Source organism: Ensifer sp. Root142 (assembly GCF_001426785.1).
GTDB classification, from domain to species: domain Bacteria; phylum Pseudomonadota; class Alphaproteobacteria; order Rhizobiales; family Rhizobiaceae; genus Ensifer; species Ensifer canadensis.
The window spans coordinates 127,006-151,269 of sequence record NZ_LMFK01000046.1 but is presented as its reverse complement, the minus strand read 5'-3'; the positions used below and the strand labels follow the sequence as shown (position 1 = coordinate 151,269).

The 24,264-nt window shown below is 62.8% G+C and carries 28 protein-coding genes; 18 read left to right on the top strand and 10 right to left on the bottom strand.

Annotated elements, in window-relative coordinates:
• The first annotated feature begins 31 nt into the window (after positions 1-31).
• Positions 32-538 (top strand): GNAT family N-acetyltransferase, encoded by a 507-nt coding sequence (locus ASD52_RS31175; protein WP_025425111.1) that lies wholly within the window; start codon positions 32-34, stop codon positions 536-538.
• A 114-nt stretch (positions 539-652) separates the two neighbouring features.
• On the opposite strand, the gene ASD52_RS31170 is transcribed toward ASD52_RS31175, so the two are convergent.
• Positions 653-1,270, bottom strand: a complete 618-nt coding sequence (locus ASD52_RS31170) for a hypothetical protein (RefSeq protein ID WP_057226446.1) — start codon at positions 1,268-1,270, stop codon at positions 653-655.
• A 159-nt stretch (positions 1,271-1,429) separates the two neighbouring features.
• Here ASD52_RS31170 and ppa point away from each other — a divergent pair, with 159 nt between their 5' ends.
• Positions 1,430-1,966, top strand: a complete 537-nt coding sequence (ppa, locus tag ASD52_RS31165) for an inorganic diphosphatase (protein WP_025425109.1) — start codon at positions 1,430-1,432, stop codon at positions 1,964-1,966.
• Positions 1,967-1,974: 8 nt separating this feature from the next.
• Here ppa and ASD52_RS31160 read toward each other — a convergent pair whose 3' ends face one another.
• A complete protein-coding gene (locus ASD52_RS31160; RefSeq protein WP_025425108.1) occupies positions 1,975-2,292 on the bottom strand; it encodes a DUF167 domain-containing protein in 318 nt (105 codons plus the stop codon).
• Positions 2,293-2,296: 4 nt separating this feature from the next.
• Positions 2,297-2,590, bottom strand: a complete 294-nt coding sequence (locus ASD52_RS31155; protein WP_025425107.1) for a YggT family protein — start codon at positions 2,588-2,590, stop codon at positions 2,297-2,299.
• Between the two features lie 133 nt (positions 2,591-2,723).
• Here ASD52_RS31155 and ASD52_RS31150 point away from each other — a divergent pair, with 133 nt between their 5' ends.
• Complete coding sequence (locus ASD52_RS31150) at positions 2,724-3,965, top strand: MFS transporter (RefSeq protein ID WP_057226444.1); 1,242 nt, start codon at positions 2,724-2,726, stop codon at positions 3,963-3,965.
• Between the two features lie 44 nt (positions 3,966-4,009).
• On the opposite strand, the gene ASD52_RS31145 is transcribed toward ASD52_RS31150, so the two are convergent.
• The 6 genes from ASD52_RS31145 to hemC form a co-directional block, all read right to left on the bottom strand.
• Positions 4,010-4,738: a glutamine amidotransferase gene (locus ASD52_RS31145; protein ID WP_025425105.1), complete on the bottom strand. Its 729-nt coding sequence runs from the start codon at positions 4,736-4,738 to the stop codon at positions 4,010-4,012.
• Between the two features lies 1 nt (position 4,739).
• On the bottom strand, positions 4,740-5,222 hold the full coding sequence (locus tag ASD52_RS31140; RefSeq protein ID WP_025425104.1) for a TerB family tellurite resistance protein: 483 nt from the start codon (positions 5,220-5,222) through the stop codon (positions 4,740-4,742).
• Between the two features lie 25 nt (positions 5,223-5,247).
• On the bottom strand, positions 5,248-6,894 hold the full coding sequence (locus ASD52_RS31135) for a heme biosynthesis protein HemY (RefSeq protein ID WP_057226442.1): 1,647 nt from the start codon (positions 6,892-6,894) through the stop codon (positions 5,248-5,250).
• Positions 6,895-6,905: 11 nt separating this feature from the next.
• Positions 6,906-8,144, bottom strand: coding sequence for a COG4223 family protein (locus ASD52_RS31130; RefSeq protein WP_025425102.1), 1,239 nt, complete (start codon positions 8,142-8,144; stop codon positions 6,906-6,908).
• 102 nt (positions 8,145-8,246) lie between these two features.
• Positions 8,247-8,957, bottom strand: coding sequence for a uroporphyrinogen-III synthase (locus ASD52_RS31125; protein WP_057221800.1), 711 nt, complete (start codon positions 8,955-8,957; stop codon positions 8,247-8,249).
• A 3-nt stretch (positions 8,958-8,960) separates the two neighbouring features.
• Positions 8,961-9,890, bottom strand: a complete 930-nt coding sequence (gene hemC / locus ASD52_RS31120; RefSeq protein WP_057221799.1) for a hydroxymethylbilane synthase — start codon at positions 9,888-9,890, stop codon at positions 8,961-8,963.
• A 74-nt stretch (positions 9,891-9,964) separates the two neighbouring features.
• Here hemC and tsaD point away from each other — a divergent pair, with 74 nt between their 5' ends.
• From tsaD to ASD52_RS31090, 6 genes are all read left to right on the top strand, one after another.
• The gene (gene tsaD, locus ASD52_RS31115; RefSeq protein WP_057221798.1) at positions 9,965-11,059 is read left to right on the top strand and encodes a tRNA (adenosine(37)-N6)-threonylcarbamoyltransferase complex transferase subunit TsaD; all 1,095 of its coding nucleotides are present in this window, start codon (positions 9,965-9,967) and stop codon (positions 11,057-11,059) included.
• 31 nt (positions 11,060-11,090) lie between these two features.
• Complete coding sequence (locus ASD52_RS31110; protein ID WP_057221797.1) at positions 11,091-12,080, top strand: NAD(P)H-dependent glycerol-3-phosphate dehydrogenase; 990 nt, start codon at positions 11,091-11,093, stop codon at positions 12,078-12,080.
• 78 nt (positions 12,081-12,158) lie between these two features.
• Complete coding sequence (locus ASD52_RS31105; protein ID WP_025425097.1) at positions 12,159-12,452, top strand: YciI-like protein; 294 nt, start codon at positions 12,159-12,161, stop codon at positions 12,450-12,452.
• 6 nt (positions 12,453-12,458) lie between these two features.
• A complete protein-coding gene (locus ASD52_RS31100; RefSeq protein ID WP_025425096.1) occupies positions 12,459-12,890 on the top strand; it encodes an EVE domain-containing protein in 432 nt (143 codons plus the stop codon).
• A gap of 67 nt (positions 12,891-12,957) precedes the next feature.
• Positions 12,958-13,629 (top strand): methyltransferase, encoded by a 672-nt coding sequence (locus tag ASD52_RS31095; RefSeq protein WP_057221796.1) that lies wholly within the window; start codon positions 12,958-12,960, stop codon positions 13,627-13,629.
• Positions 13,630-13,689: 60 nt separating this feature from the next.
• Positions 13,690-14,097: a DUF1761 domain-containing protein gene (locus ASD52_RS31090; RefSeq protein ID WP_057221795.1), complete on the top strand. Its 408-nt coding sequence runs from the start codon at positions 13,690-13,692 to the stop codon at positions 14,095-14,097.
• Between the two features lie 42 nt (positions 14,098-14,139).
• On the opposite strand, the gene ASD52_RS31085 is transcribed toward ASD52_RS31090, so the two are convergent.
• Positions 14,140-14,817, bottom strand: a complete 678-nt coding sequence (locus ASD52_RS31085) for a hypothetical protein (RefSeq protein ID WP_025425093.1) — start codon at positions 14,815-14,817, stop codon at positions 14,140-14,142.
• Positions 14,818-15,123: 306 nt separating this feature from the next.
• Here ASD52_RS31085 and sdhC point away from each other — a divergent pair, with 306 nt between their 5' ends.
• The 9 genes from sdhC (at position 15,124) to sucD (ending at position 24,020) form a co-directional block, all read left to right on the top strand.
• Positions 15,124-15,519, top strand: coding sequence for a succinate dehydrogenase, cytochrome b556 subunit (sdhC, locus tag ASD52_RS31080; protein ID WP_025425092.1), 396 nt, complete (start codon positions 15,124-15,126; stop codon positions 15,517-15,519).
• Between the two features lie 12 nt (positions 15,520-15,531).
• The gene (gene sdhD / locus ASD52_RS31075; protein WP_025425091.1) at positions 15,532-15,912 is read left to right on the top strand and encodes a succinate dehydrogenase, hydrophobic membrane anchor protein; all 381 of its coding nucleotides are present in this window, start codon (positions 15,532-15,534) and stop codon (positions 15,910-15,912) included.
• Positions 15,913-15,919: 7 nt separating this feature from the next.
• Positions 15,920-17,761 (top strand): succinate dehydrogenase flavoprotein subunit, encoded by a 1,842-nt coding sequence (gene sdhA, locus ASD52_RS31070; RefSeq protein WP_057226440.1) that lies wholly within the window; start codon positions 15,920-15,922, stop codon positions 17,759-17,761.
• Between the two features lie 18 nt (positions 17,762-17,779).
• On the top strand, positions 17,780-18,559 hold the full coding sequence (locus tag ASD52_RS31065) for a succinate dehydrogenase iron-sulfur subunit (protein WP_025425089.1): 780 nt from the start codon (positions 17,780-17,782) through the stop codon (positions 18,557-18,559).
• A gap of 331 nt (positions 18,560-18,890) precedes the next feature.
• Positions 18,891-19,430, top strand: coding sequence for a protease inhibitor Inh/omp19 family protein (locus ASD52_RS31060; RefSeq protein ID WP_025425088.1), 540 nt, complete (start codon positions 18,891-18,893; stop codon positions 19,428-19,430).
• Between the two features lie 62 nt (positions 19,431-19,492).
• A complete protein-coding gene (gene zapE / locus ASD52_RS31055; RefSeq protein WP_057221792.1) occupies positions 19,493-20,647 on the top strand; it encodes a cell division protein ZapE in 1,155 nt (384 codons plus the stop codon).
• Between the two features lie 183 nt (positions 20,648-20,830).
• Positions 20,831-21,796 (top strand): malate dehydrogenase, encoded by a 966-nt coding sequence (mdh, locus tag ASD52_RS31050; RefSeq protein ID WP_025425086.1) that lies wholly within the window; start codon positions 20,831-20,833, stop codon positions 21,794-21,796.
• A gap of 110 nt (positions 21,797-21,906) precedes the next feature.
• Positions 21,907-23,100, top strand: coding sequence for an ADP-forming succinate--CoA ligase subunit beta (gene sucC / locus ASD52_RS31045; protein ID WP_025425085.1), 1,194 nt, complete (start codon positions 21,907-21,909; stop codon positions 23,098-23,100).
• Positions 23,101-23,117: 17 nt separating this feature from the next.
• On the top strand, positions 23,118-24,020 hold the full coding sequence (gene sucD, locus ASD52_RS31040) for a succinate--CoA ligase subunit alpha (RefSeq protein ID WP_057210840.1): 903 nt from the start codon (positions 23,118-23,120) through the stop codon (positions 24,018-24,020).
• Positions 24,021-24,264: the final 244 nt, after the last annotated feature.

Genomic DNA, 24,264 nt, shown 5'->3' with positions numbered 1-24,264 from the left:
TTCGCCCTGTGTGCGTTTAGAGTCGTGAGTCATGAAGACTGTTTCGATCGAGGTCAGGCCTGGAGAACCGCAAGAGGCGTCGGCGATTGCCGACGTGCATCGCGTTTCGTGGCTACAAGCCTATGGCGGCATCATTCCGCACCGCCCCCTGGTCCAGATGGTCAATCGTCGAGACGAGGTCTGGTGGCGCAAGGCGACGCGGGGTCCGGCGACCTTGCTGGTCGTCGACGTGGCCGGAACGATTGCCGGCTATGCGACCCTCGGCCTCAGCCGCGCCAAGGCGCTGCCGCAGGAAGGCGAAATCTACGAGATCTACCTGCGGCCGGAATATCAGGGCATCGGCCTTGGACGGGTTCTCTTCGGCGAAGCCAAGAGCCTGCTGCGGTCGCTCGGCTGCAGGGGACTGGTCGTCTGGTGCCTCGAAGACAGCGATAACGCCTATCAGTTCTTCCAGGGGGCTGGCGGCAGCGATATCGCCGAGGGCATGGAAGATTTCGGCGACAAGCACCTCAAGAAGATCGGCTTTGCCTGGAACTGACGCCTGCTTGCGTCTGACCTCGATGTCACCTCCTGCATAATTCCTTAAATCGGATCCGATTTAAGGACAAAATTATGCAGCAAATTTAAAGCGCTACAGCGTCCTTTGCGCCTCCTATTTGACGCGCGGCGCGGTAGGCAATTGGTGACGCGACCCGCTCGCCTTCTCACCGCGCTTGCCATGGTAGGCTGCTTCGTCGATACCGCACCGGAACCCCGGGGCAATGTCGTCGGCGATCTTGCGGGCGAGCGTGTTCGGATCCGGATTGGCGAGTGCATCGACATAGCCGGCGACGCAGCCGATCCCGTCTTCCTTCTGCGCAACCTTTGAGATCACCAGGACCTGGCCGTCATAGGCCGAGTTGCCTTCGCCGGTTTTCGGATCGCCGTTCTCGATCACCCAGCGCAGGATGGCCGATACCGGCACCTTGTCCTTGTTCAGGCGCCACTCCACCATCGTGCCGGCGTGGTTGAAGGGGCCGAAGGTTTCGAAACCTTCCTTCAGGTATCGCGCATTCAGATGCCCGAAGAAGAAGCTTTGCCGGATATTGGATTCCTTGAAGTGGGCGGGGTAGCCGTCAGGGCCAGGACAGGTCATCGACATGAAGATGCCTTCGACTTCCTCCACAATAGTGCACTTGTCGCGGCTGACATCCGAATAGACGCTGTCGTTGGCCAGAACCGGCGTGGCGGCAAGTGCTGCAGCAAGGAAACATGCGGCCTTTGCGGTCATCCAAAATCCCTCCTTACGAGAAATCCTCTGATGCAATCAACTTCAGGTCACGGCGGGTTGGCAAGGTGAATCTGCACTCCGGACGAAAGTTATGTTGCATCGCGGCATGTTTCCCTTTATCCGACGGGCAAATTTCTCAACCGACCCTGGGAGTATTCCATGCGTATCGATGCGATTTCCATCGGAAAGAATCCACCGGAAGATGTCAACGTCATCGTTGAAGTTCCTGTTGGCGGCCATCCGATCAAGTACGAGATGGACAAGGAAGCCGGCACGCTCGTCGTCGACCGTTTCCTCTACACGCCGATGACCTATCCGGGGAACTACGGCTTCGTGCCGCACACGCTTTCCGATGATGGCGATCCGATCGACGTTCTGATCTGCAACACCCGTCCGCTCGTTCCGGGCTGCGTCATCAACGTCCGCCCGATCGGCGTGATGATGATGGAAGACAATTCCGGCCAGGACGAAAAGATCATCGCGGTTCCGTCGGGTCACCTGACGCAGCGCTACGACAAGGTGCATGAATACACCGACCTGCCGGAAATCACGCTCAAGCAGATCGAGCACTTCTTCGAGCACTACAAAGATCTGGAGCCCGGCAAGTGGGTCAAGATTTTCGGCTGGAAGGATGCCTCCGTCGCCAAGCAGCTGATCAAGGAAGCGGTCGAGCGCGCCAAGGGCGAAAAGAAGTAAGCATCTGGCTATTTGCCGACCAGTTCGGCAAGCCGTTTCAAAACATCCTCCGGGTCGGCGTCGATCCGGAGGATTTTTTTGCGCTGCGTTTCGCCTGAGATGAAGGAAATGCGGTTCTTGGCGACGCCGATCTCTTTGGCGAGGACGGCGATCAGGGCCTGGTTGGCCTTGCCCTTTTCCGGAATGGCGCGCACGCGGACCTTGAGATGGTCCTGCCCGTCGGCGCCGCTCTCCACCCCATCGATCCCGTCGCGTCCGCCGTTCGGTGTCAGTCGAACGGTGACGCGCACGTGATCTCCGTGGGCGGTGAACGCTTGCTGCGTCAATGGATCAGCGCAGGAGCGCCGGCGCGATCGTCGTGTTCAGGAAAAGCTGGATGAAATAGAGGATCACCAGCACGACCAGCGGCGAAAGGTCGACGCCGCCCATATTGGGCAGGACCCGGCGGATCGGACGATAGAGCGGCTCGGTCAGCTGGTAGAGCGAGCGGCCGATCATGTTGATCGCCTGGTTGTTCACGTTGATGACGTTGAACGCATAGAGCCACGAAAAGATGGCTGACGCGATGATCAGAAACCACGCGATGTTGATAATAAAGTTCAAGGTGCCGATGACAGCAATCATGCCGGTCTCCAAATCGTTATTGACAGACATGTAGACATTGAGACCTAAACGAGCAAGTACGCCGATTTACCGTGCGCGATCATGTTTAATGCGGATCGGACAAAGATCGGTACCATCGAGGAGCGTTTCCCCTATGTCTGCCGTTCATACCACCCACCGTTTTGCCGCCTTCCGGCATGTCGGTTATCGCCGCTATTTCTTCTCGCGCTTCCTTGCCTACTTTGCCATTCAGATCATTTCAGTCGCGGTCGGTTGGCAGATCTACGACCTGACGCGCGATCCGTTCGACCTCGGGCTTATCGGGCTCTTCCAGTTCCTGCCGTCGCTGGTGCTGATTCTGGTCACGGGGTCAGTTGCCGATCGCTATAACCGGCGCATGATCATGGGCATCTGCATGGCCGTCAGCACGCTGTGTGCCGTGGCGCTGCTCACGTTGACGGTCACGGGGCTTTTCTCGCCCTGGCCTGTTTATGCGATCCTGGTCGTCTTCGGCATCGAGCGGGCGTTTCTCGCCCCCGCCTCGCAGTCGCTGGCACCCAATCTCGTCCCGCCCGAAGATCTACCCAATGCGATCGCCTGGAATTCGACCTCGTGGCAGACGGCGATGATCGTCGGTCCGGTTGCAGGCGGCCTGATCTATGGCTTCGGCTCCGTTGCGCCCTATGCCGTCGGCGTCTGCTTCTTCGCCGCCGCGGCGCTGATGGTGTTTGCCATCCCCAAGCCGGCGGCGCGCTCCAAGGCACCGGTGCAGAGCTGGGAAACGATCACAGCCGGTTTCCGCTATATCAAGGCGGAGAAGGTGGTGCTCGGTGCGATCTCGCTCGATCTGTTCGCGGTGCTGCTCGGCGGCGCTGTCGCGCTGATGCCGGTCTTTGCCCGCGATATCCTTGATCTTGGCCCATGGGGCCTAGGCTTGCTGCGCGCCGCCCCCGGCGTTGGCGCCGTCGGCATGGCGGTGTGGCTTGCCGCCCACCCCATTCGCCACCGCGCCGGCTTTTACATGTTCACCGGCGTCGCGCTCTTCGGCCTCGGCACCGTCGTCTTCGGCCTGTCGGCAACGCCATGGATATCGATCGCTGCACTGGTGGTCATGGGCGCTGCCGACATGATTTCGGTCTATGTACGCGAGATCCTGATCACGCTGTGGACGCCGGACGAGCTGCGCGGCCGCGTCAATGCCGTCAACATGGTGTTCGTCGGCGCCTCCAACGAGCTCGGCGAGTTCCGGGCCGGCATGATGGCATCCGGCTTTGGCGCAATCTTTGCCGTCGCTTTCGGCGGCGCAGGCACGTTGCTGGTGTCAGCGCTCTGGGCGCTCGGCTTCCCGCAGTTGCGCAAGATCGACACGCTCGACGTGCCGGAGCATCATCGTTAGAGCCTTTCCAGGAAATGCGCGGGTTCGAGCTGCAAAGCTTGGCGTCAGGCCGCCTGCCTGGAGCCCGCCTGCACGAAAATGAGATCGAGGAAATTTTCCATCCAGGTGCGCAACGGCGCATCGTGCTGCATGCGCCCGTCGAGATGGGCCTTGCCCATCTGGGCGCCGGGCAGTTCGAAGCGGTGCGCGCCGTGCACCACCCATCGATGCATCATCGCGCGTGTCAGCTCGCCATGGAACTGGATGCCCCAGGCGTTTTCGCCATAGCGGAAGGCCTGGTTCGGATAGGTTTCGCCGGTTGCCAGCAACTCGGCACCTGCAGGCAGATCGAACCCCTCGCGATGGAAGTGATAGACCATGTCAGGCCAGTCCATCAGTGCCCGCCCGGCGTCGGTGGCGACCAGCGGGTACCAGCCGATTTCCGTCATGCCTTCATGATGCGGCGCGACCTTGCCGCCAAGGTTGCGCGCCAGCATCTGCGCGCCCAGGCAGATGCCGAGATAGGGCTTGTTTTCCTTGAGCGGCACCGATAGCCAGTCGATCTCGCGGCGGACGAAATCCTCCTCGTCATTGGCGCTCATCGGCCCGCCGAAGATGATCGTGCCGCCGTGGTGCTCGAGCGTCGGTGGCAGCTCGTCGCCAAGCGCCGGACGACGGATGTCGAGGGAAAAACCCTTCTGCGCGAGGATCTGGCCAACACGGCCGGCGCTCGATCGCTCCTGGTGCAGGACGATGAGGATGGGCTTCCTGTCGGTCTCGGCGGCTATCGGCATTTCAGCTTTCCTGTTGCGGTTCGCCTTCTTCCGCCGCATCGATCCTGGCCGCGACCTCCCGTCGCTTCAAAACCCGGTCCCGCCCGGAGACGCCGAGAAGATCGGCGATCCGCCAGATCACGTGATCTTCCATCTCGCTGCGCTCGCCATCGGCGTAGACGACCTCCCAGAGCATGCCGATCAATTCGATGCGCTGCTCCTCGGAGAGGTGGCGTTTCACTTCGGCGGTGAACTGATAGAAGTCGATCGCCTCGCTTTCGGCGGACTTGCCGGCCTCGACCAGCGCGTCGAGTGCTGCATCGTCGAGTTCATAGTGCTGCTTGATGATGGCGCGCATCTTGCGCTGCTCGGAGGCGAGGATCTTGCCGTCCGCCTCCATCACCTGAATGCAGAGCGCGATGACCGCCACGCGCGGATCACCCCTCTCGATCCGCGTCGTCGGGCCGGTCAGGCCCTCAAGAAACGTCCGGAAGCGTTCAAACATGTTTTCGCCCACAGCCCCTCAAAACTCAGAACAATCGGAAAGTGGTCTTTTCCGACACTTTTTTGCCGACAGCCGGTTCCCGCACGCCGGGATCATCCGGAGGACGGCCGAAGAACGGGTCGGCAACCGGCTCGCCATTGGAGGCGCCGTCCTTCTCGCGTGTCTTCTCGACGATCGGGGCAGGTCTTTTCGCTTCCGCCACCTTGATCGGCTCCGTGCGCTCGCGCGGCGTCTCGGCTGCGGCTTCGATGATCACGGGCGTATCGACGACCGGTTTGGCCGGAGCCGTGCCGTGGGCTACGGGATGGTGCTCGGCCATGACAGGAGGCAGGCTGCGGATCGCTTCATCGGCGCTCAGGTGGCCATCCTCGACCTGTGTGGCCAGTTGCAGGGCCGGTGCCTTCCATTCGAAGGCGTCGAGCCGGCCGCTCACCGGCGAGACCGGCAGCCAGGTCGGCGAAGTGACGCCGTCGGCCGTCCAGGCCGGATCGCGCGGGCTCTTCAGGGCCTGGGCCATCCAGTGGCGGATGCGGCCCTCGTCCCCGGTGTCGGCCTCCTCGATATCTGCAAGCAGCAGGAAGATGCTTTCGGTCGGCTCCAGCCGGGCCGCGGCCTCCGCCTTGGTGCGGGCAAGCAGAAGCTCTCGCGCCTCGAGTGCTGCCTCGGCGACGGCTGCCATGGCCACCGCGTTGTTCGGGCGCAGCGATTCGAGTTTTCTCGCCCGCTTCAGCCGGTCGACCGCCGTGTCGCCGCCGCGTGCCCGCACGTAAAGTCGGGCGACATCGGGATGCGGCTCATGTTTCCAGGCCTTTTCGAGGATCGATGCTCCTTTGCGCAGGTTGTCCTCGCGAAACAGCGCCTTTGCCGCCACCTGCGCGGCGGGCACCAGATTTTCGTCGAGCTTGAGCGCGGCAAGCGCGTCGTCGCGGGCCGCCTTGGCATCGCCGTCGAGGCGCGTCATGGCGCGGGCGGTCAGAAGCACGGCCTTCTTGCGGTCGGCCTCCTTGCGCTCAAGCACATGGGCTGTCCTGCTCTGGTCGAGCAAGCGCAGTGCCTCATCCCATTGTCCGGCCTGGCTCTGGCTGTCGAGCGTTGCCAGTGTCGCCCAGGGCAGGTGCGGCGCTTTTTCGGCTGCCCGCTCGGCATATTGACGCGCCGCCTCGTGTGCGCCGAGGCGCTTGGCTTCGAGATAGAGACCGCGCAGGCCGAGTTCGCGCGTTTCCGGATCGTCGGCCATCAGTTCGAACTTCTTGCGCGCGTCGTCGTATTTGCCTTCGATCAGAAACGTCTGGGCTTCGAGCAGGTGGATCAGCGGTTCCTGGTCGGCGCTGATCAGGCCGCGGGTGCGGGCGGTCATCTTGCGCGCCTGGTTGGCGTCGCCGGCGCCGGCGGCGATCAGGCCAGTCGACAGTGCCTGGTAGCCCCTGTCGCGCTTTCGGGCGCGGAAATAGCGGGTGACGGTGTGTGGTGACAGCCAGATGGTGCGCACCAGCCAGATGGCGATCAGCACGGCGGCGACCAGCGAGATCAGCAGCGATGCCGCGCGCATCAGGCTCATTTCGATGAGCTGGCCCTGCCAGACGAGCGACAGTTCGCCCGGCCGATCCGCGAGCCACGCGAAGCCGAGGCCGAGACCCAGAACGATCAGGATGAAGATCAAAATGCGGATCATGTCTGTCTTCCTCAGCCCTGGGTGGTGGACTTGTTCATCGTTGCCGCGACCGCCGCATCGATGATGCCTTCGACCCGGAGACGCTGGTCAAGCTTGACCTTGAACGGTTCACCGGCGGTCTTGGCCGCAGCCGGAAGACCGTCCCATTCCAATGCCGCGCCCTTAAGATCGCCGTTGTTCAGCTTGTCCTCGATGCGGGCGACGACGGCCTCCGGCGTGTCGCCTTCGACGCTGCCGACGGGACGCACGCGAATGCCCGACATGGCGCTGGAGACGAGGCGATCGAAGATGCCCTCGTTCGGGTCCGGCTGATTAAGCGCGTCGAGCATGGTATTGGATGTGGTTGCAAAATCCCGGCGAAGGTCGGCGCGCGTTGCCACGCCCGTCGTCGCATCCTGAGCGAGGGCGGTGACGGCCGTTTCATCAGGGGCGATGCTGCGAAGCGCATCGAGTTCAGCCAGGAACGGCCCGCCACGATCGATCGCGGTCTTAAGCGCGGTGACGGCGACGGCCTTGGCAACCTGGATATCGTTGGCGGGTTCGTTGAGTTTCTGTTCGGCGGAATCGATGCGGCTTGCCAGTTCGGCTCTGGCCGTCGTTGCCGATTGCTGCGCTTCGGCAAGGCCTGATTTCAGCGCGGCGATCTCCTTGGTGAGGTTCGTCACTTCGGCCTTGAGTGCCGTCATCTCGCCGGTCGCCACTCCGCCGGCGCCCGGTTGTGCTGCCGTCTGTTCCAATGCGGCGAGGCGGTTCTCGAGCGGTGCAATGTCGACGGTTGTGGTTGGCGCCTGTATGCCGGCCACCTGATCGCGCAGGGCCTGGATCTCGCTCGAAAGCGTCAGCTCTGTGGAAGACGTGCCGCGGTCGGGGCCGAGCCCCGGCACATAGCCGGCATATTGCAGTACGCCGAAGCCGAGCAGCGTCACCAGGCCGCCGAGGATCCCGGCTGCCAGTGAACCGGAATTGGACGGCGGTTTTTGCACGGGGCTTGCTTCAGGCTCACGGCTTAAATGCGGCGGCTCCTCGTTGAAGGCGGCGGCTGCCGCATCGGCGCGCTGTTCCTCGATTTCCTCTTCGACGCGGGCTTCCGCTGCGCCATCGGCTTCGGGGATTTCGGTCGGTTCATCGGCGGTTGCCGCGGGGTTTGCCGTCGTTTCGGCATTTTCCGTCACGGTCTTTTCCGCTTCAAGGTCGATCGTCAGCGGCTCTTTCTCGGCTTTCGAGCGGCGCGGCGGGTTTTCCGATACCATGGTGACCTCTTACCGTTGTTGCCTGTCGGTTCTTGCAACAAACCTAGTCAGGCTGGCCGGTGAGGGAAAGCCCCTTTGGTTCCGTTTTTGATCGAAATTGCATTAGAGAAGGCTGAAAAGGCTTTCTTCGTCGGGTCTTGCTGCGACCTCGACCGGTGCGCCATCCGGCAGCGCTCCGGCAACGGCGGCGCTGAGGCAGAGATAGCGCGGAGAGAAAGCGGCGGTCTTGAGGCCGGCTTCGACAAGCAGCGCGGCGAAGCGTCGCGCGGTGTCGTGGGAATAGAGCAGCACCGCGTCCGGCCGGCCGGCCGATATCAGGCGCGCCAATATGTTGGGCGGATGGGCGATCGGCTGCATCCGGTAGCATTCGACCGTGACATGCTCGATGCGAAGCTGCCGTAGCGTGGCTTCAAGTCCGTCGGAGCGGGGGGAGCCTGCGAGATAGAGGAGGGGCGCCCGCGATGCAGTAAGCGTGGCGGCGATCATTTCGGCAAGGCTCCTGCCGGTTCCCTCTCCCGTGTGGAGCGAGGTAAAGCCGAGATCGCGCGCCGCCCGGGCCGTCGCTTCGCCGACGCAGAAGCAGGGTTCCGCTTTATAGGGCTCCAGATCGGCGCCAAGTTCGGCCAACGCCCGTACGGCTTCGGCACTGGTCAGCGCGACTGCGGCATGTGGTAGTTCGAGTGCTTTCCGTGCCGCCTCTGGCAAATGTTCCGCCCGCGCCAGCGGCAACAGCAGCGGCTGATGACCCATGACTTCCAACCGGCGGGCCGTAGCCTCGGCGGCGGGCTGCGGCCGGGTCACGAGCAGCCGCATGGCTCAGGTCCAGCTCGAGAAGAAGCCCGGTCCCGCCAACGCGCGGATATCTTCGCCGGCCTTTTGCCCGAGGGCTTCGGCATCGGCAGCCTTGCCTTCGACCGTGATGCGGTGATGGGTGCTGCCATCCGGCGTCAGGATCATGCCGGAGAAACGCAGATGCGTGCCATCCGAGACCGCCAGGCCGGCGATAGGCGTTCGACAGGAGCCGTCGAGCGTCGCAAGGAAGCCGCGTTCGCAGGCGACCGCCTCATGGGTTCTGCTATCGTCGATGGCGGCGAGCAGGTCGTTGACGCGTTTGTCGCCGATCCTGCTCTCGATACAGATCGCGCCCTGCGCCGGTGCCGGCGGAAACTCTTCCGGGTCGAGCAGTTCTGTCGGCACGTCGGCCATGCCGAGCCGCTTCAGGCCGGCATAGGCAAGCAGCGTCGCATCGACCTGGCCTTCGGCGAGCTTGCGCAGCCGCGTCTCGACCTGGCCGCGATAGGTGATGACGTTGATGTCGGGCCTGAGCCTCCGGATCAGCGCCTGCCGGCGCAGCGACGACGAGCCGACAGTCGCGCCTTCGGGCAATTCCAGGAGCCTGGGTGCGGTGCGGCCGATGAAGGCGTCGCGAATGTCCTCGCGCGGCAGGAAGGCGGAAAGAAACAGGCCATCTGGAAGCTTGGTCGGCATGTCCTTCGAGGAATGCACGGCGAAATCGAGTTCGCCCGACAGGAGCTGCTGCTCGATTTCCTCGGTGAACAGGCCCTTGCCGCCGATCTCGGCCAGCGACCGATCGGTGATGCGGTCGCCCTTGGTGGAAAGGATGACAACCTCGAACATTTCCGGCGACAGACCATGCACGGCCGCGAGGCGATCGCGCGTTTCATGGGCTTGAGCGAGCGCCAGCGGGCTGCCACGCGTGCCGATCCGGAAAGGTTTTGTTTGCATCAAAGGCTATCCATTGTTACCGGAGTTCCGTGTACCCACCTTTCGGTGCGACCGCAATCTTTGAGTAGTTCCTGATGTCTCCGCCCATGCGCATCCTCGGCATAGAAACAAGCTGCGACGAAACCGCGGCTTCCGTCGTGCTACGCGACGAAAACGGCAGGGGAAGCATCCTCGGCGACGTCGTCTTGAGCCAGCTGGAAGAGCATAGCGCCTATGGCGGCGTGGTTCCGGAGATTGCCGCGCGCGCCCATGTCGAAGCGCTCGACACCCTGATCGAGGAGGCGCTGCTGCGCGCCGGAGTGACGCTCAACGACATCGATGCGATTGCTGCGACAAGTGGTCCCGGTCTTATTGGCGGCCTCATCGTCGGACTGATGACGGGCAAGGCGATCGCGCGGGCGACCGGCAAGCCGCTCTATGCCGTCAATCACCTGGAAGGTCACGCGCTGACCGCGCGGCTCACCGATGGTCTGAGTTTTCCCTATCTGATGTTGCTGGTCTCGGGCGGTCACACGCAACTGATCCTGGTCAAGGGTGTCGGCGACTACGCGCGCTGGGGCACGACGATCGACGATGCGCTCGGCGAGGCCTTCGACAAGACGGCCAAGCTGCTCGGTCTTCCCTATCCCGGCGGCCCGGCCGTCGAGCGCGCCGCGCGGAGCGGCAATGCCGAGCGCTTCGAGTTTCCCCGCCCGCTGGTCGGCGATGCCAGGCTCGATTTCTCGTTTTCGGGGCTGAAGACGGCGGTGCGCCAGGCGGCGCAATCGCTGGAGCCGGTGACGGACCAGGATATTGCCGACATCTGCGCCTCCTTCCAGCGCGCGATCTCGCGCACGCTCAAGGATCGGATCGGGCGCGGGTTGAAGCGGTTCAAGACGGATCACGCGTCCGTCGAAAAGCCGGCGCTGGTCGTTGCCGGCGGGGTTGCCGCCAACCAGGTGCTCAGGGCAACGCTCCAGGAGCTCTGCGACAAGAACGGCTTCGATTTCATCGCGCCGCCGCTTGAGCTTTGCACCGACAATGCCGCAATGATCGCCTGGGCGGGGGCCGAACGGTTTGCCGCCGGTTTGCCGGCGGATGGTCTCGATGTCGCGCCGCGCTCGCGCTGGCCGCTCGACCAACAGGCGCAGACCTTGCTTGGTTCGGGCAAGCGCGGCGCCAAGGCATGACGGAAAGCAGCCAGGGCATGATGGACAGGATATGAACACCAACCCGAAGATCGTGGTGGTCGGAGCGGGTGCCTTCGGCACGGCGCTTGCCGCTGTCGCCGCATCCGCCAACGGCAGCGATGTGACCCTTCTCGCCCGGCGCGAGGAAACCGCGGATGAATGCCGGCGGACCGGCCGTAACGAACGGGCCCTTCCGGGCATCGACCTGCCGGCAGGGCTCAAGCACAGCGCCGATGCTGCGGTGCTTGGCGACGCTGAGATCGTGCTGTTCGTCATGCCATCGCAGGCACACCGCGAAGCGGCGCGGCAATACGGTCCGTCGATCAATGCCGCGGCGACGATCGTCACCTGCGCCAAGGGCATGGAGCAGGCAACGGGGCGTCTTTTGACCGATGTGCTGGCGGAAGAATTGCCGGGCCACGGCATCGGCGTGCTCTCCGGCCCCGGCTTTGCAGCTGACATTGCCAAGGGGCTGCCGACGGCGATGGTGGTCGCTGCCGCCGACAACGACACGGCGACGCTACTTGCGGAGGCTCTGTCAGGCCCGACCTTCCGTCTCTACCCTTCAGAAGACCGCATCGGCGTGCAGCTTGGCGGCGCGCTGAAGAACGTGCTTGCCATCGCCTGCGGCATCGTCGAAGGCGCAGGTTTGGGCGATAGCGCCCGGGCGGCACTGATATCCCGCGGCCTTGCGGAGATGTCCCGCTTCGTCGTCGCCGAAGGCGGGGATGCCGATACCGTTCGCGGCCTCTCGGGGCTCGGCGATCTCGTGCTGACGGCAACCAGCCACCAGTCGCGCAACCTGCGCTTCGGTATTGCGCGCGGCAAGGATGGCCGCGGTAGCGGACGCCAGGGCGAACTCGTCGAGGGGGCCTTTGCAGCCTCGGTCGCCGCCCGCGTCGCCCGCGATCTTGGCGTCGAGATGCCGATTACCGAGGCGGTCGCCGCCATCATCGACGGCAAGCTCGATGTGCGCACCGCCCTTGAACAATTGATGTCCCGTCCGATCACCCAGGAATGAACTGGTCGTCGGGATGAGGAAAAGTGCTAAGCGGTTTTCCGCCCGCATCCCGCGCCAAACGAAAACTCAGGAGGAAGCATGCTCTTCGCACTTCAATGCACCGACAAATCAGGCGCGCTGCAGCTTCGGCTGGACACGCGTCCGGATCACGTCGCCTATCTCAACGACCTCAATGCCAAGGGCATTCTGAAGATGGCCGGCCCCTTCCTCGGCGACGACGGCAAGCCGACCGGAAGCCTGGTGATCGTCAAGACCGAGACGATCGACGATGCGCGCGCCATCGCCGAAGCCGATCCCTACGCCAAGGCCGGCCTGTTCTCCAACGTCGAAATCAAGGCCTTCAACTGGGTCTTCAACAACCCGGAGGCTTGAGGCGCGATGGCATTCTGGCTTTACAAATCCGAGCCCTTCAAGTGGTCCTGGCAGATGCAGAAGGATGCCGGCGCGAAGGGCACCGAATGGACCGGCGTGCGCAACTACCTCGCACGCAACAACATGCGGGCGATGCAGATCGGCGACAAGGGCTTCTTCTACCACTCGAACGAAGGGCTTGAAATCGTCGGCATCACCGAGGTCTGCGCGCTTTCGCATCCGGATTCGACCGCCGAGGGCGATGCCCGCTGGGACTGCGTCGACATTCGCGCTGTTCGCGACGTGCCGCGCCCGGTGACGCTGAAGGAGATCAAGGATAACCCCAAGCTCGCCAACATGGCGCTGGTCACCAGCATGCGCCTTTCAGTCCAGCCGGTCACCGAGGACGAATGGATCGAGGTCTGCCGCATGGCCGGGTTCGACAGTCCGCCACGGTAGCTTTGTTTTTCCGCGTGATTTATCCGAAAACCGGCTCCCGCATTTCGGATCACGCTCGGAGTGTTTCTTGAAGACCGATCCCGAAAGCTTCATCCGCGCCAACACCGACGTTCTGTCGCCGCCGCATGTGCCGGAAATCCGGCTGCATCTGGCGACGGAAGCGCATGAGCTCTGGCTGAAAACCGAGGAGGAGCTGGAGGAAATCGGTCTGCCGCCGCCGTTCTGGGCCTTTGCCTGGGCCGGCGGGCAGGGGCTCGCGCGTTATATCATCGATCATCCGGAGGTCGTTCGCGGCCGACGCGTCGTCGACTTTGCCTCGGGCTCCGGGCTGGTCGCCATCGCCGCGATGAAGGCGGGGGCGGCTTCTGTTCTTGCGGCCGATATCGATCCCTGGGCCGAGACGGCGGTGCGGCTCAATGCCGAACTGAACGGCGTCGATATTGCCTACACCGCAGAGGAAATTACCGGCCGCGATCTGGCCGCCGACCTCTGCCTTGCCGGCGACGTCTTCTACGACAAGTCCTTTGCCGAGCGCCTGCTGCCCTGGTTTACGGCGCTCAGCTCCGGCGGCGCGACCGTCATCGTCGGCGATCCCGGCCGCTCCTATTGTCCGCGCGACAGGATGACGGCGCTGGCGACCTACGAAGTGCCGGTCACAAGGGCGCTTGAAGACAGCGAGGTCAAGCGCACGACGGTCTGGCAGTTCGGCGCATCAACGGCTCCTTCCGTGCCCGATTGACAGCGGCAACGCATTCGCTTCCAACTTCCTAAAAACGATAAGGGGATGAGGGGAACGAAGATGGCTTTTGCGGGCATGAACTATCTGGCGGTGCTGATTGCCGCCATTGCGGCCTTCGTCATTGGCGCCGGCTATTACGGCGTTCTCGGCAAACCCTGGATGAAGGCGGCGCGCATCGACCCCGCGACGGCGCAGATGTCGCCGGTTCTTTTCGCGATTTCCTTTGTCTCGGAACTAGTGATGGCGACGATGGTCGCCGGTGTCGTCGGCCATCTCGGCCCGGGCCAGGTCACCGCTTTTAACGGCATTGTCTCCGCGTTCTTCCTGTGGCTCGGTTTCGTCGCAACCAGCATGGTCGTCAATCACCGCTACCAGGGATTCGGCTGGAGCCTGTCGCTGATCGACGGCGTGCACTGGCTGCTGGTGCTGTCGGCGATGGGCGCCATCATCGGCGCCATGGGCGTGTGACCGCGCGCAGGCCCGGTGGCTCCTCGGTGGGAGCCGTCACCGCTATCGCCGGATCACGCAGACGCCGTGCTCCCAGGCGCAGGCGCGATTGAACGTTTTCGGCGACATCACGATGATCTTTGCGCGCTTCACCTGCGGCGGCGGCGTAAACTGGCCGTCGTCATAGTAGCTGTAGTTGCCCTCCTGGCTGAAGTAGATGCCGTTGCCGGGATCCCTATAGGCCGAAATGCCGCCGGCATAGGTGCCGATGCTACCGATCGTGTCCGGGAAGCCATCGCCGCCGTAGATATCAAGCCGTTCACCGCCGTAGCTATCCGGGCGATGATCATAGCGGTCGCCTGATGTCCAGATGTTACGCACTGCCTGGTCCCGCCCCCAGCCGTCGCGATAGCGCAGGCGTTCGCTATATTGCCTGTCGTAAGGACGATACCGGGGAAAGCGGATATGCCGGGTCCGGGTCTCGACTTCTGGCGGTCCGTTCTCGGCGGCCCACTGGTTGCGTGGCAGGCGATTGCGGCTGTACGTTGTGCCGTAGCCCATGCGGTCGAACTCGTGGCGACTGAAGGAACGATGCGAATACAGCCTGATGTGTCGGGTGCGCGTCTGCACTTCCCGTGGCCCGCCCCAGTCTCCCGCCCGCACCGGCAGGCAGGCAGTCGCGACAAGCAGGCCCGCAAGTGCTAGAACTTTGGTCGCATGGAATGCCCGCAACAGAGTCATTCTGTCCGTCCTCCGCAAAACGCTTAACAAATCGTTAACCGCACTCTGGGGCAATTCCGCTGGAAAGTCACGGATTTGGTTATGGTTTTCGCCCGTATCGTTAACTGGGCGCCACGTCTCGGTCGGACCTGAAAATGCCGCTTTTCGTCTAATCGATTAAATTGATTTTGCACTGCAAACACACTTGTCGTTAAGCAATATGGTGATTAAAGGTCCGAAGGACTGAATTGCGCACAATCAGGTGCGATACCGGACTAAAATCGTCCACTTTTTGGGCGTGAATCCGGGCATTTCCGTGAGGTTCCGATGACGGATGTCACAAGAAGCCGGCCGCTGTCGCCGCATCTTCAAATCTATAAGCCTATCCCGACAATGGTGATGTCCATTGTGCACCGCATTACCGGCGGCGCGCTCTACTTCGGCACCATCCTCGTTGCCTGGTGGCTGATCGCCGCCGCGTCCGGCGAAGCGTACTACGACTGGGTCAGCTGGCTGTTCGGCACGCTTCTCGGCAAGCTGGTGCTCTTCGGCTACACTTGGGCGCTGGTGCACCATATGCTCGGCGGCCTGCGCCACTTCATGTGGGACCTCGGCTACGGCTACGAGAAGCACTTCGCCACCAAGCTGGCCAAGGCAACGATCGTCGGGTCGGTAGCGCTTACCGTGCTGATCTGGGTGGTCGGCTATCTCGTGCGGTACTGAGGGGACAGGACCATGAACATGCGCACACCTCTCAGCAAGGTCCGCGGCTACGGCTCCGCCAAGGAAGGCACTGACCACTTCTGGCGCCAGCGCGTCACGGCAGTCGCCAACGTTCCGCTCTTGATCTTCTTCGTCATCTTCCTCGTTCGTTATGCCGGCGCTCCCCATGCGGAGGTCGTTTCGGCCCTTTCGAACCCCTTCGTCGCCGTGGTCATGGGCCTGGTCCTGCTTTCGGGACTGATCCACATGAAGCTCGGCATGCAGGTGATCATCGAGGATTACGTGCACGGTGAAGGCGCGAAGATCGCCCTTCTCATGCTCAACACATTTTTCGCGATCGTGGTTGGCGGGCTCTGTCTTTTCGCCATCCTGAAGATCGCTTTTGCAGGGTAATTTCGTCATGGCATCGAACAGTTCACCCGCTGCAAACGGCAAGGCCTACCAGTATGTCGACCACGCCTTCGACGTCGTCGTCGTTGGCGCCGGCGGCGCCGGCCTGCGCGCCACGCTGGGCATGGCGGAGCAGGGCCTGAAGACGGCCTGCATCACCAAGGTCTTCCCGACACGCTCGCACACGGTTGCCGCCCAGGGCGGCATCGCCGCCTCGCTGCAGAACATGACGCCGGACAGCTGGCAGTGGCACCTCTACGACACCGTCAAGGGCTCCGACTGGCTCGGCGACGTCGACGCCATGCAGTATCTCGCCATGGAAGCGCCGAAGGCGGTCTATGAGCTCGAGCACTACGGTGTGCCCTTCTCGCGCAACGAGGAAGGCAAGATCTACCAGCGGCCGTTCGGCGGCCACATGCAGAACTATGGCGAAGGCCCGCCGGTGCAGCGCACCTGCGCTGCCGCCGACCGCACCGGTCACGCCATCCTGCACACGCTCTATGGCCAGGCGCTGCGCAACAACGCCGAGTTCTTCATCGAGTATTTTGCGCTCGACCTGATCATGTCGGACGACGGCCGCTGCACCGGCGTCGTCGCCTGGAACCTCGACGACGGCACCATCCACCGCTTCTCCGCCAAGATGGTGGTGCTTGCGACCGGTGGTTACGGCCGCGCCTACTTCTCGGCAACCTCCGCTCATACCTGCACCGGTGACGGCGGCGGCATGATCGCACGCGCCGGCCTGCCGCTGCAGGACATGGAATTCGTCCAGTTCCACCCGACCGGCATCTACGGCGCAGGCTGCCTGATCACCGAGGGTGCGCGCGGCGAAGGCGGCTATCTCGTCAACTCCGAAGGCGAGCGCTTCATGGAGCGCTATGCGCCGTCGGCCAAGGACCTTGCTTCGCGCGACGTCGTTTCGCGCTGCATGACGATGGAAATCCGTGAAGGCCGCGGCGTCGGCAAGAACAAGGATCACATCTTCCTGCATCTCGACCATCTCGATCCGGCCGTGCTGCACGAACGCCTTCCGGGCATCTCGGAATCGGCAAAGATCTTCGCCGGCGTCGATGTGACCCGCGAGCCGATCCCGGTCCTGCCGACCGTGCATTACAACATGGGCGGCGTGCCGACCAACTACTGGGGCGAAGTCTTGAACGCCGACAGCCAGAACCCGGAGCGCATCGCGCCCGGCCTGATGGCCGTGGGCGAGGCCGGCTGCGCCTCGGTGCACGGTGCCAACCGTCTCGGCTCCAACTCGCTGATCGACCTGGTGGTCTTCGGCCGCGCCGCCGCCATCCGCGCCGGCCAGGTCATCGACCGCAACGAAGCGATCCCGGCGATCAACGTTGCCGCCTGCGACAAGATCATGGCCCGCTTCGACGCCCAGCGTTTCGCCAACGGCTCGACGCCGACGGCGGTGCTGCGCGAAAAGATGCAGCGCGCCATGCAGGAAGATGCGGCCGTGTTCCGCACGCAGGAATCGCTGGAATCGGGCTGCAAGCGCATCTCGGCGATCTGGAAGGAACTGCCCGACGTCAAGGTCACGGACCGGTCGATGATCTGGAACTCCGATCTCGTCGAGACGCTGGAACTGCAGAACCTGATGGCCAACGCCATCGCCACGATCTACGGCGCCGAAGCGCGCAAGGAGAGCCGTGGCTCGCACGCCCGCGAAGACTATACCGGCGGGGCGCTTGGCGGCCGTGACGACGTCAACTGGCGCAAGCACACGCTCGCTTGGGTCAACGAGGCCGGCGACGTCAAGCTCGACTATCGCCCTGTTCATACCGACCTGATCGCCGAAGGCATCGATCCGAAAAAGATCGAGCCCAAGGCTCGCGTCTACTGATCTTGAGGAATTAGGCACATGGTTGAACTCGCTCTCCCCAAGAACTCGCAGATGACCGAAGGCAAGGTCTGGCCGAAGCCGGAAGGCGCGACCAATGTTCGCGAATACCGCATCTACCGCTGGAACCCGGATGACGGCGCCAATCCGCGCATCGATACCTTCTATATCGATATCGACGATTGCGGCCCGATGGTGCTCGACGGTCTGCTCTACATCAAGAACAAGATCGATCCGACACTGACGCTGCGCCGCTCCTGCCGCGAAGGCATCTGCGGCTCCTGCGCGATGAACATCGACGGCACCAACACGCTTGCCTGCACCAAGGGCATGGATGAGGTCAACGGCACGGTGAAGGTCTATCCGCTGCCGCATATGCCCGTGGTCAAGGACCTGGTGCCGGATCTCACCCACTTCTATGCCCAGCACCGCTCGATCGAGCCCTGGCTGAAGACGGTCACGCCGACGCCGGCCAAGGAATGGAAGCAGAGCCATGAGGACCGTCTGAAGCTCGACGGCCTCTACGAATGTATCCTGTGCGCCTGCTGCTCGACCTCCTGTCCGAGCTATTGGTGGAACGGCGACCGTTACCTCGGTCCGGCTGTTCTGCTGCAGGCCTATCGCTGGCTGATCGACAGCCGCGATGAAGCGACCGGCGAGCGCCTCGACAATCTCGAGGATCCGTTCCGCCTCTATCGCTGCCACACGATCATGAACTGCGCGCAGGCCTGTCCGAAGGGTCTCAACCCGGCCAAGGCGATCGGCGAGATCAAGAAGATGCTGGTCGAGCGTCGGGTCTGATCCGAGGTAATCGACGCGCTATCGCATATTGCGGCGGGCCCTGTGCCCGCCGTTTGCGTTTTCTCTTCGCCGGGTGAAGGAGCTTCCTCGAACGGCCTTGTTTGTCCGTCCGGCAATCGTTGATTGTGCCGGCGCAAGACAGTCATTTCGGTCACCTGAAGCAACATGCTGCCGGGCCAGAAGTCGTCATTGTCCCGTTCGCGCAGACGTTTCAATCCTGCAACAGGTAGACATGAATCGTCGTCCCTTGATTTGACAGGTGGATTTGCTGTATTTCGGCCTATATTATCGCGTTGCATCATGGTTCGCGGAACACATCGGGAGTAAAGATATGCGGGTTATTCATGCGGCGGCGGGGCTGGCGGTTGTGCTTGCGCTGACCGGATGCCAGCGGACATCCATGGGTGGCTTCAGCTCCCAGGATTCTTCACCTGCTCCCCTCCAGGCCCAGCCCGTACCGTCGGTCTCGTCGAACCAACTCCCTGATCCCACCGGCAACACGTCACAATTCCCGGCTGCACCGACGGCGGGAACGGCAATGGCCGGTGCCGCTCAACCTGGTACCCAGGTAGCAGCAGCCACCAACGCGCTCGATGTGACCAAGGAATCGATGGTCGGCAACTGGCGCGTTTCGAGCGCCGGCAGCTCCTGCGACATGTTCCTGACGCTGACCAACCTCGGCAGCGGTTCGCGCGGCGGCACGCGTGGTTGCGCCGGCGAGCTGACGGCTATGGGTTCCTGGGAAGTGGCCGGCAAGCAGGTCGTCCTCAAGGACCGCACCGGCAACGCCATCGCTCGCCTTTACAAGACGGCCGATGCGCGCTTCGACGGCTCCACCAATGGCGGCCAGCCGGTCAGCCTCAGCCGCTAATGACCTGGTCCAGCCCGGCTAATCGCCGGGCTTCTTGTTTTCCGGTCCACCTCGGGTGAGACGTGCTCAATCCTGACGACAGCATCTACCGCAAGCTCGAAACACTCGTTCAGAGCGGCGAGCGAAAACGCGATCCGGCCCAGTTCGCGATCGCCCGGCGATTCGATCATCTTTCGGCCGAGCTCCTGGCAAGCAGGCCGTCGCGCAAGACCAATGCGCTCGGCTGGCTCTTTGCCTCGCGCAAGAAGGATCATCCCCCGGTCAAGGGGCTCTACATCCATGGCGGTGTCGGTCGCGGCAAGACCATGCTGATGGACATGTTCTTCCAGGCGGTGCCGATCCAGCGCAAGCGCCGGGCGCATTTTCACGAGTTCATGGCCGACGTGCATGAGCGGATCTACAGGCACCGCCAGAAGCTGAAGAACGGCGAGACGAAGCAGGCCGATCCCATTCCGCCGGTTGCCTCCGACCTCTTCGGCGAGGCGCGGCTCCTCTGCTTCGACGAATTCACGGTGACAGACATTGCCGATGCGATGATCCTCGCCCGGCTTTTCAGCGAACTCTTCGCCAAGGGCTGCGTGTTGATCGCAACCTCCAATGTGGCGCCTGACAATCTCTACCGCGACGGTCTCAATCGCGGGCTCTTCCTGCCGTTCATCGATCTCCTGAAGGCGAATGCCGAGATCATCTCGCTCGACACCGATACCGACTACCGCCTGATGAAGACGGACGGCAGCCCGGTGTGGATCTCACCGCTCGGACCCGAGGCCGACGCGGCGATGGCGCAGGCCTGGAACAGGCAAACGGCAGGGGCCGCCGTCGCGCCCGCCGAGGTGCCGCGCAAGGGCCGCAAGATTCCGGTGCCGGCAGCAGCCGGAAAGGCGGCCCGTTTCAGCTTCACCGACCTTTGCCAGCAGCCGCTCGGTGCTGCCGACTATCTTGCGATCCTCGAGCGCTATTCCACCCTCTTCGTCGATCACGTGCCGCATCTCGGGCCGCATGTGCGCAACGAAACCAAGCGCTTCATCCTGCTGGTCGACACGCTCTACGACAACGGCGCCCGCCTCTTTGCCTCGGCCGCTGCCGAACCGCAGAACCTTTTGACGCTGAAGAAGGGCACGGAAGGCTTCGAGTTCGACCGGACCGTTTCGCGGCTGATCGAGATGCAGAGCGCGGAATATGCGGCAGAACATCCTGAAAATATTGCGGTTTCGTGACGCGCGAATGACGATAATTCTTACGTTTACGTAAGAATTTTATGATCTAACCGATTGAAATTGTTCCATCCAAAAGTATCGATTGATATTTCAACGATTGCCGTTTAATGGCTTCCGGCGAAGGTTTGGCGTTTGCGGCGTTTCAGGCCTCGATCAGTTTGGGATCACAAAGGAAGCACTTTCATGGCGCGCAACAAGATCGCACTTATCGGTTCAGGGATGATTGGTGGCACGCTGGCGCATCTCGCCGGCCTGAAGGAACTGGGCGACATCGTCCTCTTCGACATTGCCGACGGCATCCCCCAGGGCAAGGGCCTCGACATCGGCCAGTCCTCCCCGGTCGAAGGCTTCGACGTGAACCTGACGGGTGCCAGCGACTATTCCGCCATCGAAGGCGCCGATGTCTGCATCGTCACCGCCGGTGTCGCCCGCAAGCCGGGCATGAGCCGCGACGATCTGATCGGCATCAACCTCAAGGTCATGGAACAGGTTGGCGCGGGCATCAAGAAGTACGCCCCGAACGCCTTCGTGATCTGCATCACCAACCCGCTCGACGCCATGGTCTGGGCGCTGCAGAAGTTCTCCGGCCTGCCGAAGAACAAGGTCGTCGGCATGGCCGGCGTTCTCGATAGCGCCCGCTTCCGCCTGTTCCTCGCCCAGGAATTCAACGTTTCGGTTCAGGACGTCACCGCCTTCGTTCTCGGCGGCCACGGCGACACCATGGTGCCGCTCGCCCGCTATTCGACCGTTGCCGGCATTCCCTTGACCGACCTCATCCAGATGGGCTGGGTCACCAAGGAACGCCTCGAAGAAATCATCCAGCGCACCCGTGACGGCGGCGCCGAAATCGTCGGCCTGCTCAAGACCGGCTCTGCCTACTACGCACCGGCCGCCTCCGCGATCGAAATGGCTGAAGCCTACCTCAAGGACAAGAAGCGCGTTCTGCCTTGCGCGGCACACCTGACCGGTCAGTACGGCGTCAAGGACATGTATGTCGGCGTTCCCACCGTCATCGGTGCCGGCGGCGTCGAGCGCATCATCGAGATCGACCTCAACAAGGCCGAGAAGGAAGCTTTCGACAAGTCGGTCGCTTCGGTCGCCGGCCTTTGCGAAGCCTGCATCGGCATTGCGCCGAGCCTGAAGCAGTAATCGCGTCCCGTTGAGCGGATGCCTGCATTCGCTCGACCTTTTGTTTTTGCCGCATTTTCGCGGGCGGGTATTTCCCCCGCCTGCAAAATGCTCCAGACAGGAAAAACACCATGAACATTCATGAATATCAGGCCAAGGCTCTCCTGAAGAGCTACGGCGCGCCGGTCGCGGAAGGTGTCGCGATCTTCTCCGCCGACGAAGCAGAAGCGGCTGCCAAGAAGCTCCCGGGCCCGCTCTACGTCGTCAAGAGCCAGATCCATGCCGGCGGTCGCGGCAAAGGCAAGTTCAAGGAACTCTCCGCCGACGCCAAGGGCGGCGTTCGTCTTGCTTTCTCGATCGATGAAGCCAAGGCTCATGCCAAGGACATGCTCGGCAATACGCTCGTCACGGCGCAGACCGGCCCTGCCGGCAAGCAGGTGAACCGCCTCTACATCGAGGACGGCGCCGACATCGATCGCGAACTCTATCTTTCGCTGCTCGTTGACCGCTCGGTCGGCCAGGTTGCCTTCGTCGTTTCGACGGAAGGCGGCATGGACATCGAGGCTGTTGCGCACGACACGCCGGAAAAGATCGTCAACGTCGCGATCAATCCGGAAGCTGGCGTCACCGCCGCTGATCTCGCCAAGCTCACCTCGGCCCTGAAGCTCGAAGGCGAAGCCAAGGCCGACGCCGAAAAGCTCTTCCCGATCCTCTACAAGGCCTTTGTCGAGAAGGACATGAGCCTGCTTGAGATCAACCCGCTGATCGTCATGAAGAACGGCCGCGTGCGCGTTCTCGATGCCAAGGTCTCGTTCGACGGCAACGCCCTGTTCCGCCACGACGACATCAAGGCGCTGCGCGACGAAACCGAAGAAGACGCCAAGGAAATCGAGGCCTCCAAGTGGGACCTCGCCTATGTGGCGCTCGACGGCAACATCGGCTGCATGGTCAACGGCGCGGGTCTTGCCATGGCGACGATGGACATCATCAAGCTCTACGGCAAGGAGCCGGCGAACTTCTGCGACGTCGGCGGCGGCGCCGGCAAGGAGAAGGTCGCGGCAGCCTTCAAGATCATCACGGCCGACCCGAAGGTCGAGGGTATCCTCGTCAACATCTTCGGCGGCATCATGAAGTGCGATGTCATCGCTGAAGGTGTCGTTGCGGCCGTGCAGGAAGTCGGCCTCAAGGTTCCGCTGGTCGTGCGTCTCGAAGGCACCAATGTCGAGCTTGGCAAGAAGATCCTGAACGAATCCGGCCTGGCGATCACCGCCGCCGACGATCTGGACGACGCTGCCAAGAAGATCGTTGCCGCGATCAACGGCTAACTGAAGGACCAGACCTCATGTCGATTCTCGTTAACAAGAACACCAAGGTCCTCGTTCAGGGCCTGACCGGCAAGACCGGCACCTTCCATACCGAACAGGCGCTTGCCTACTATGGCACGCAGATGGTCGGCGGCATTCACCCGAAGAAGGGTGGCGAAACCTGGACCGGTTCCAAGGGCGAAACCCTGCCGATCTTCGCGTCGGTTGCCGAAGGCCGTGAGAAGACCGGTGCGGACGCATCCGTGATCTATGTTCCGCCGGCAGGCGCCGCGGACGCGATCATCGAGGCGATCGATGCGGAAATCCCGTTCATCACCTGCATTACCGAAGGCATCCCGGTTGCCGACATGGTGCGCGTCAAGGCTCGTCTCGACCGCTCCAAGTCGCGCCTGCTCGGCCCGAACTGCCCCGGTATCCTGACGCCGGAAGAATGCAAGATCGGCATCATGCCGGGCTCGATCTTCCGCAAGGGTTCGGTTGGCATCGTCTCGCGCTCCGGTACGCTGACCTATGAAGCCGTGTTCCAGACCTCCAACGAAGGCCTCGGCCAGACGACGGCCGTCGGCATCGGCGGCGACCCGGTCAAGGGCACCGAGTTCATCGACGTGCTCGAGATGTTCCTCGCCGACGAGGCCACGACCTCGATCATCATGATCGGCGAAATCGGCGGCTCGGCCGAAGAGGATGCGGCGCAGTTCCTCATCGACGAGGCCAAGAAGGGTCGCAAGAAGCCGATGGCCGGCTTCATCGCGGGCCGTACCGCGCCGAAGGGCCGCACCATGGGTCACGCCGGTGCCGTCGTTTCCGGCGGCAAGGGCGATGCGGAATCCAAGATCGCTGCGATGGAATCGGCAGGCATCCGCGTGTCGCCATCGCCGGCTCGCCTCGGCAAGACGCTGGTCGAAGTCCTCAAGGGCTGACCTCAGAATTGCGTCATCGGGGCCGGCCATCAAAGCCGGCCCCGATGACCGCACTGCCTGCACAAGTCCTTCGGTCGGCATCGATTTAAGGACAAGATCATGCAGCAGGTTGAAAGTGTTACAGCGCCCTTCGCGCGTCCTGATCGACGCACGGCGCTGCAAGGACCCAAAAGCAGGGCGCACTGGATGCGTCTGACAATGATGAACGACCGGGAAAACCCGGCATCCCAACTTAAGTCAGGAG

Coding starts and splice junctions, on each gene's coding strand:
- ASD52_RS31175 (WP_025425111.1), top strand. CDS start 32: ATGAAGACTGTTTCGATCGAGGTCAGGCCTGGAGAACCGCAAGAGGCG.
- ASD52_RS31170 (WP_057226446.1), bottom strand. CDS start 1,270: ATGACCGCAAAGGCCGCATGTTTCCTTGCTGCAGCACTTGCCGCCACG.
- ppa (WP_025425109.1), top strand. CDS start 1,430: ATGCGTATCGATGCGATTTCCATCGGAAAGAATCCACCGGAAGATGTC.
- ASD52_RS31155 (WP_025425107.1), bottom strand. CDS start 2,590: ATGATTGCTGTCATCGGCACCTTGAACTTTATTATCAACATCGCGTGG.
- ASD52_RS31150 (WP_057226444.1), top strand. CDS start 2,724: ATGTCTGCCGTTCATACCACCCACCGTTTTGCCGCCTTCCGGCATGTC.
- ASD52_RS31145 (WP_025425105.1), bottom strand. CDS start 4,738: ATGCCGATAGCCGCCGAGACCGACAGGAAGCCCATCCTCATCGTCCTG.
- ASD52_RS31140 (WP_025425104.1), bottom strand. CDS start 5,222: ATGTTTGAACGCTTCCGGACGTTTCTTGAGGGCCTGACCGGCCCGACG.
- ASD52_RS31135 (WP_057226442.1), bottom strand. CDS start 6,894: ATGATCCGCATTTTGATCTTCATCCTGATCGTTCTGGGTCTCGGCCTC.
- ASD52_RS31130 (WP_025425102.1), bottom strand. CDS start 8,144: ATGGTATCGGAAAACCCGCCGCGCCGCTCGAAAGCCGAGAAAGAGCCG.
- ASD52_RS31125 (WP_057221800.1), bottom strand. CDS start 8,957: ATGCGGCTGCTCGTGACCCGGCCGCAGCCCGCCGCCGAGGCTACGGCC.
- hemC (WP_057221799.1), bottom strand. CDS start 9,890: ATGCAAACAAAACCTTTCCGGATCGGCACGCGTGGCAGCCCGCTGGCG.
- tsaD (WP_057221798.1), top strand. CDS start 9,965: ATGTCTCCGCCCATGCGCATCCTCGGCATAGAAACAAGCTGCGACGAA.
- ASD52_RS31110 (WP_057221797.1), top strand. CDS start 11,091: ATGAACACCAACCCGAAGATCGTGGTGGTCGGAGCGGGTGCCTTCGGC.
- ASD52_RS31105 (WP_025425097.1), top strand. CDS start 12,159: ATGCTCTTCGCACTTCAATGCACCGACAAATCAGGCGCGCTGCAGCTT.
- ASD52_RS31100 (WP_025425096.1), top strand. CDS start 12,459: ATGGCATTCTGGCTTTACAAATCCGAGCCCTTCAAGTGGTCCTGGCAG.
- ASD52_RS31090 (WP_057221795.1), top strand. CDS start 13,690: ATGGCTTTTGCGGGCATGAACTATCTGGCGGTGCTGATTGCCGCCATT.
- ASD52_RS31085 (WP_025425093.1), bottom strand. CDS start 14,817: ATGACTCTGTTGCGGGCATTCCATGCGACCAAAGTTCTAGCACTTGCG.
- sdhC (WP_025425092.1), top strand. CDS start 15,124: ATGACGGATGTCACAAGAAGCCGGCCGCTGTCGCCGCATCTTCAAATC.
- sdhD (WP_025425091.1), top strand. CDS start 15,532: ATGAACATGCGCACACCTCTCAGCAAGGTCCGCGGCTACGGCTCCGCC.
- sdhA (WP_057226440.1), top strand. CDS start 15,920: ATGGCATCGAACAGTTCACCCGCTGCAAACGGCAAGGCCTACCAGTAT.
- ASD52_RS31065 (WP_025425089.1), top strand. CDS start 17,780: ATGGTTGAACTCGCTCTCCCCAAGAACTCGCAGATGACCGAAGGCAAG.
- ASD52_RS31060 (WP_025425088.1), top strand. CDS start 18,891: ATGCGGGTTATTCATGCGGCGGCGGGGCTGGCGGTTGTGCTTGCGCTG.
- mdh (WP_025425086.1), top strand. CDS start 20,831: ATGGCGCGCAACAAGATCGCACTTATCGGTTCAGGGATGATTGGTGGC.
- sucC (WP_025425085.1), top strand. CDS start 21,907: ATGAACATTCATGAATATCAGGCCAAGGCTCTCCTGAAGAGCTACGGC.
- sucD (WP_057210840.1), top strand. CDS start 23,118: ATGTCGATTCTCGTTAACAAGAACACCAAGGTCCTCGTTCAGGGCCTG.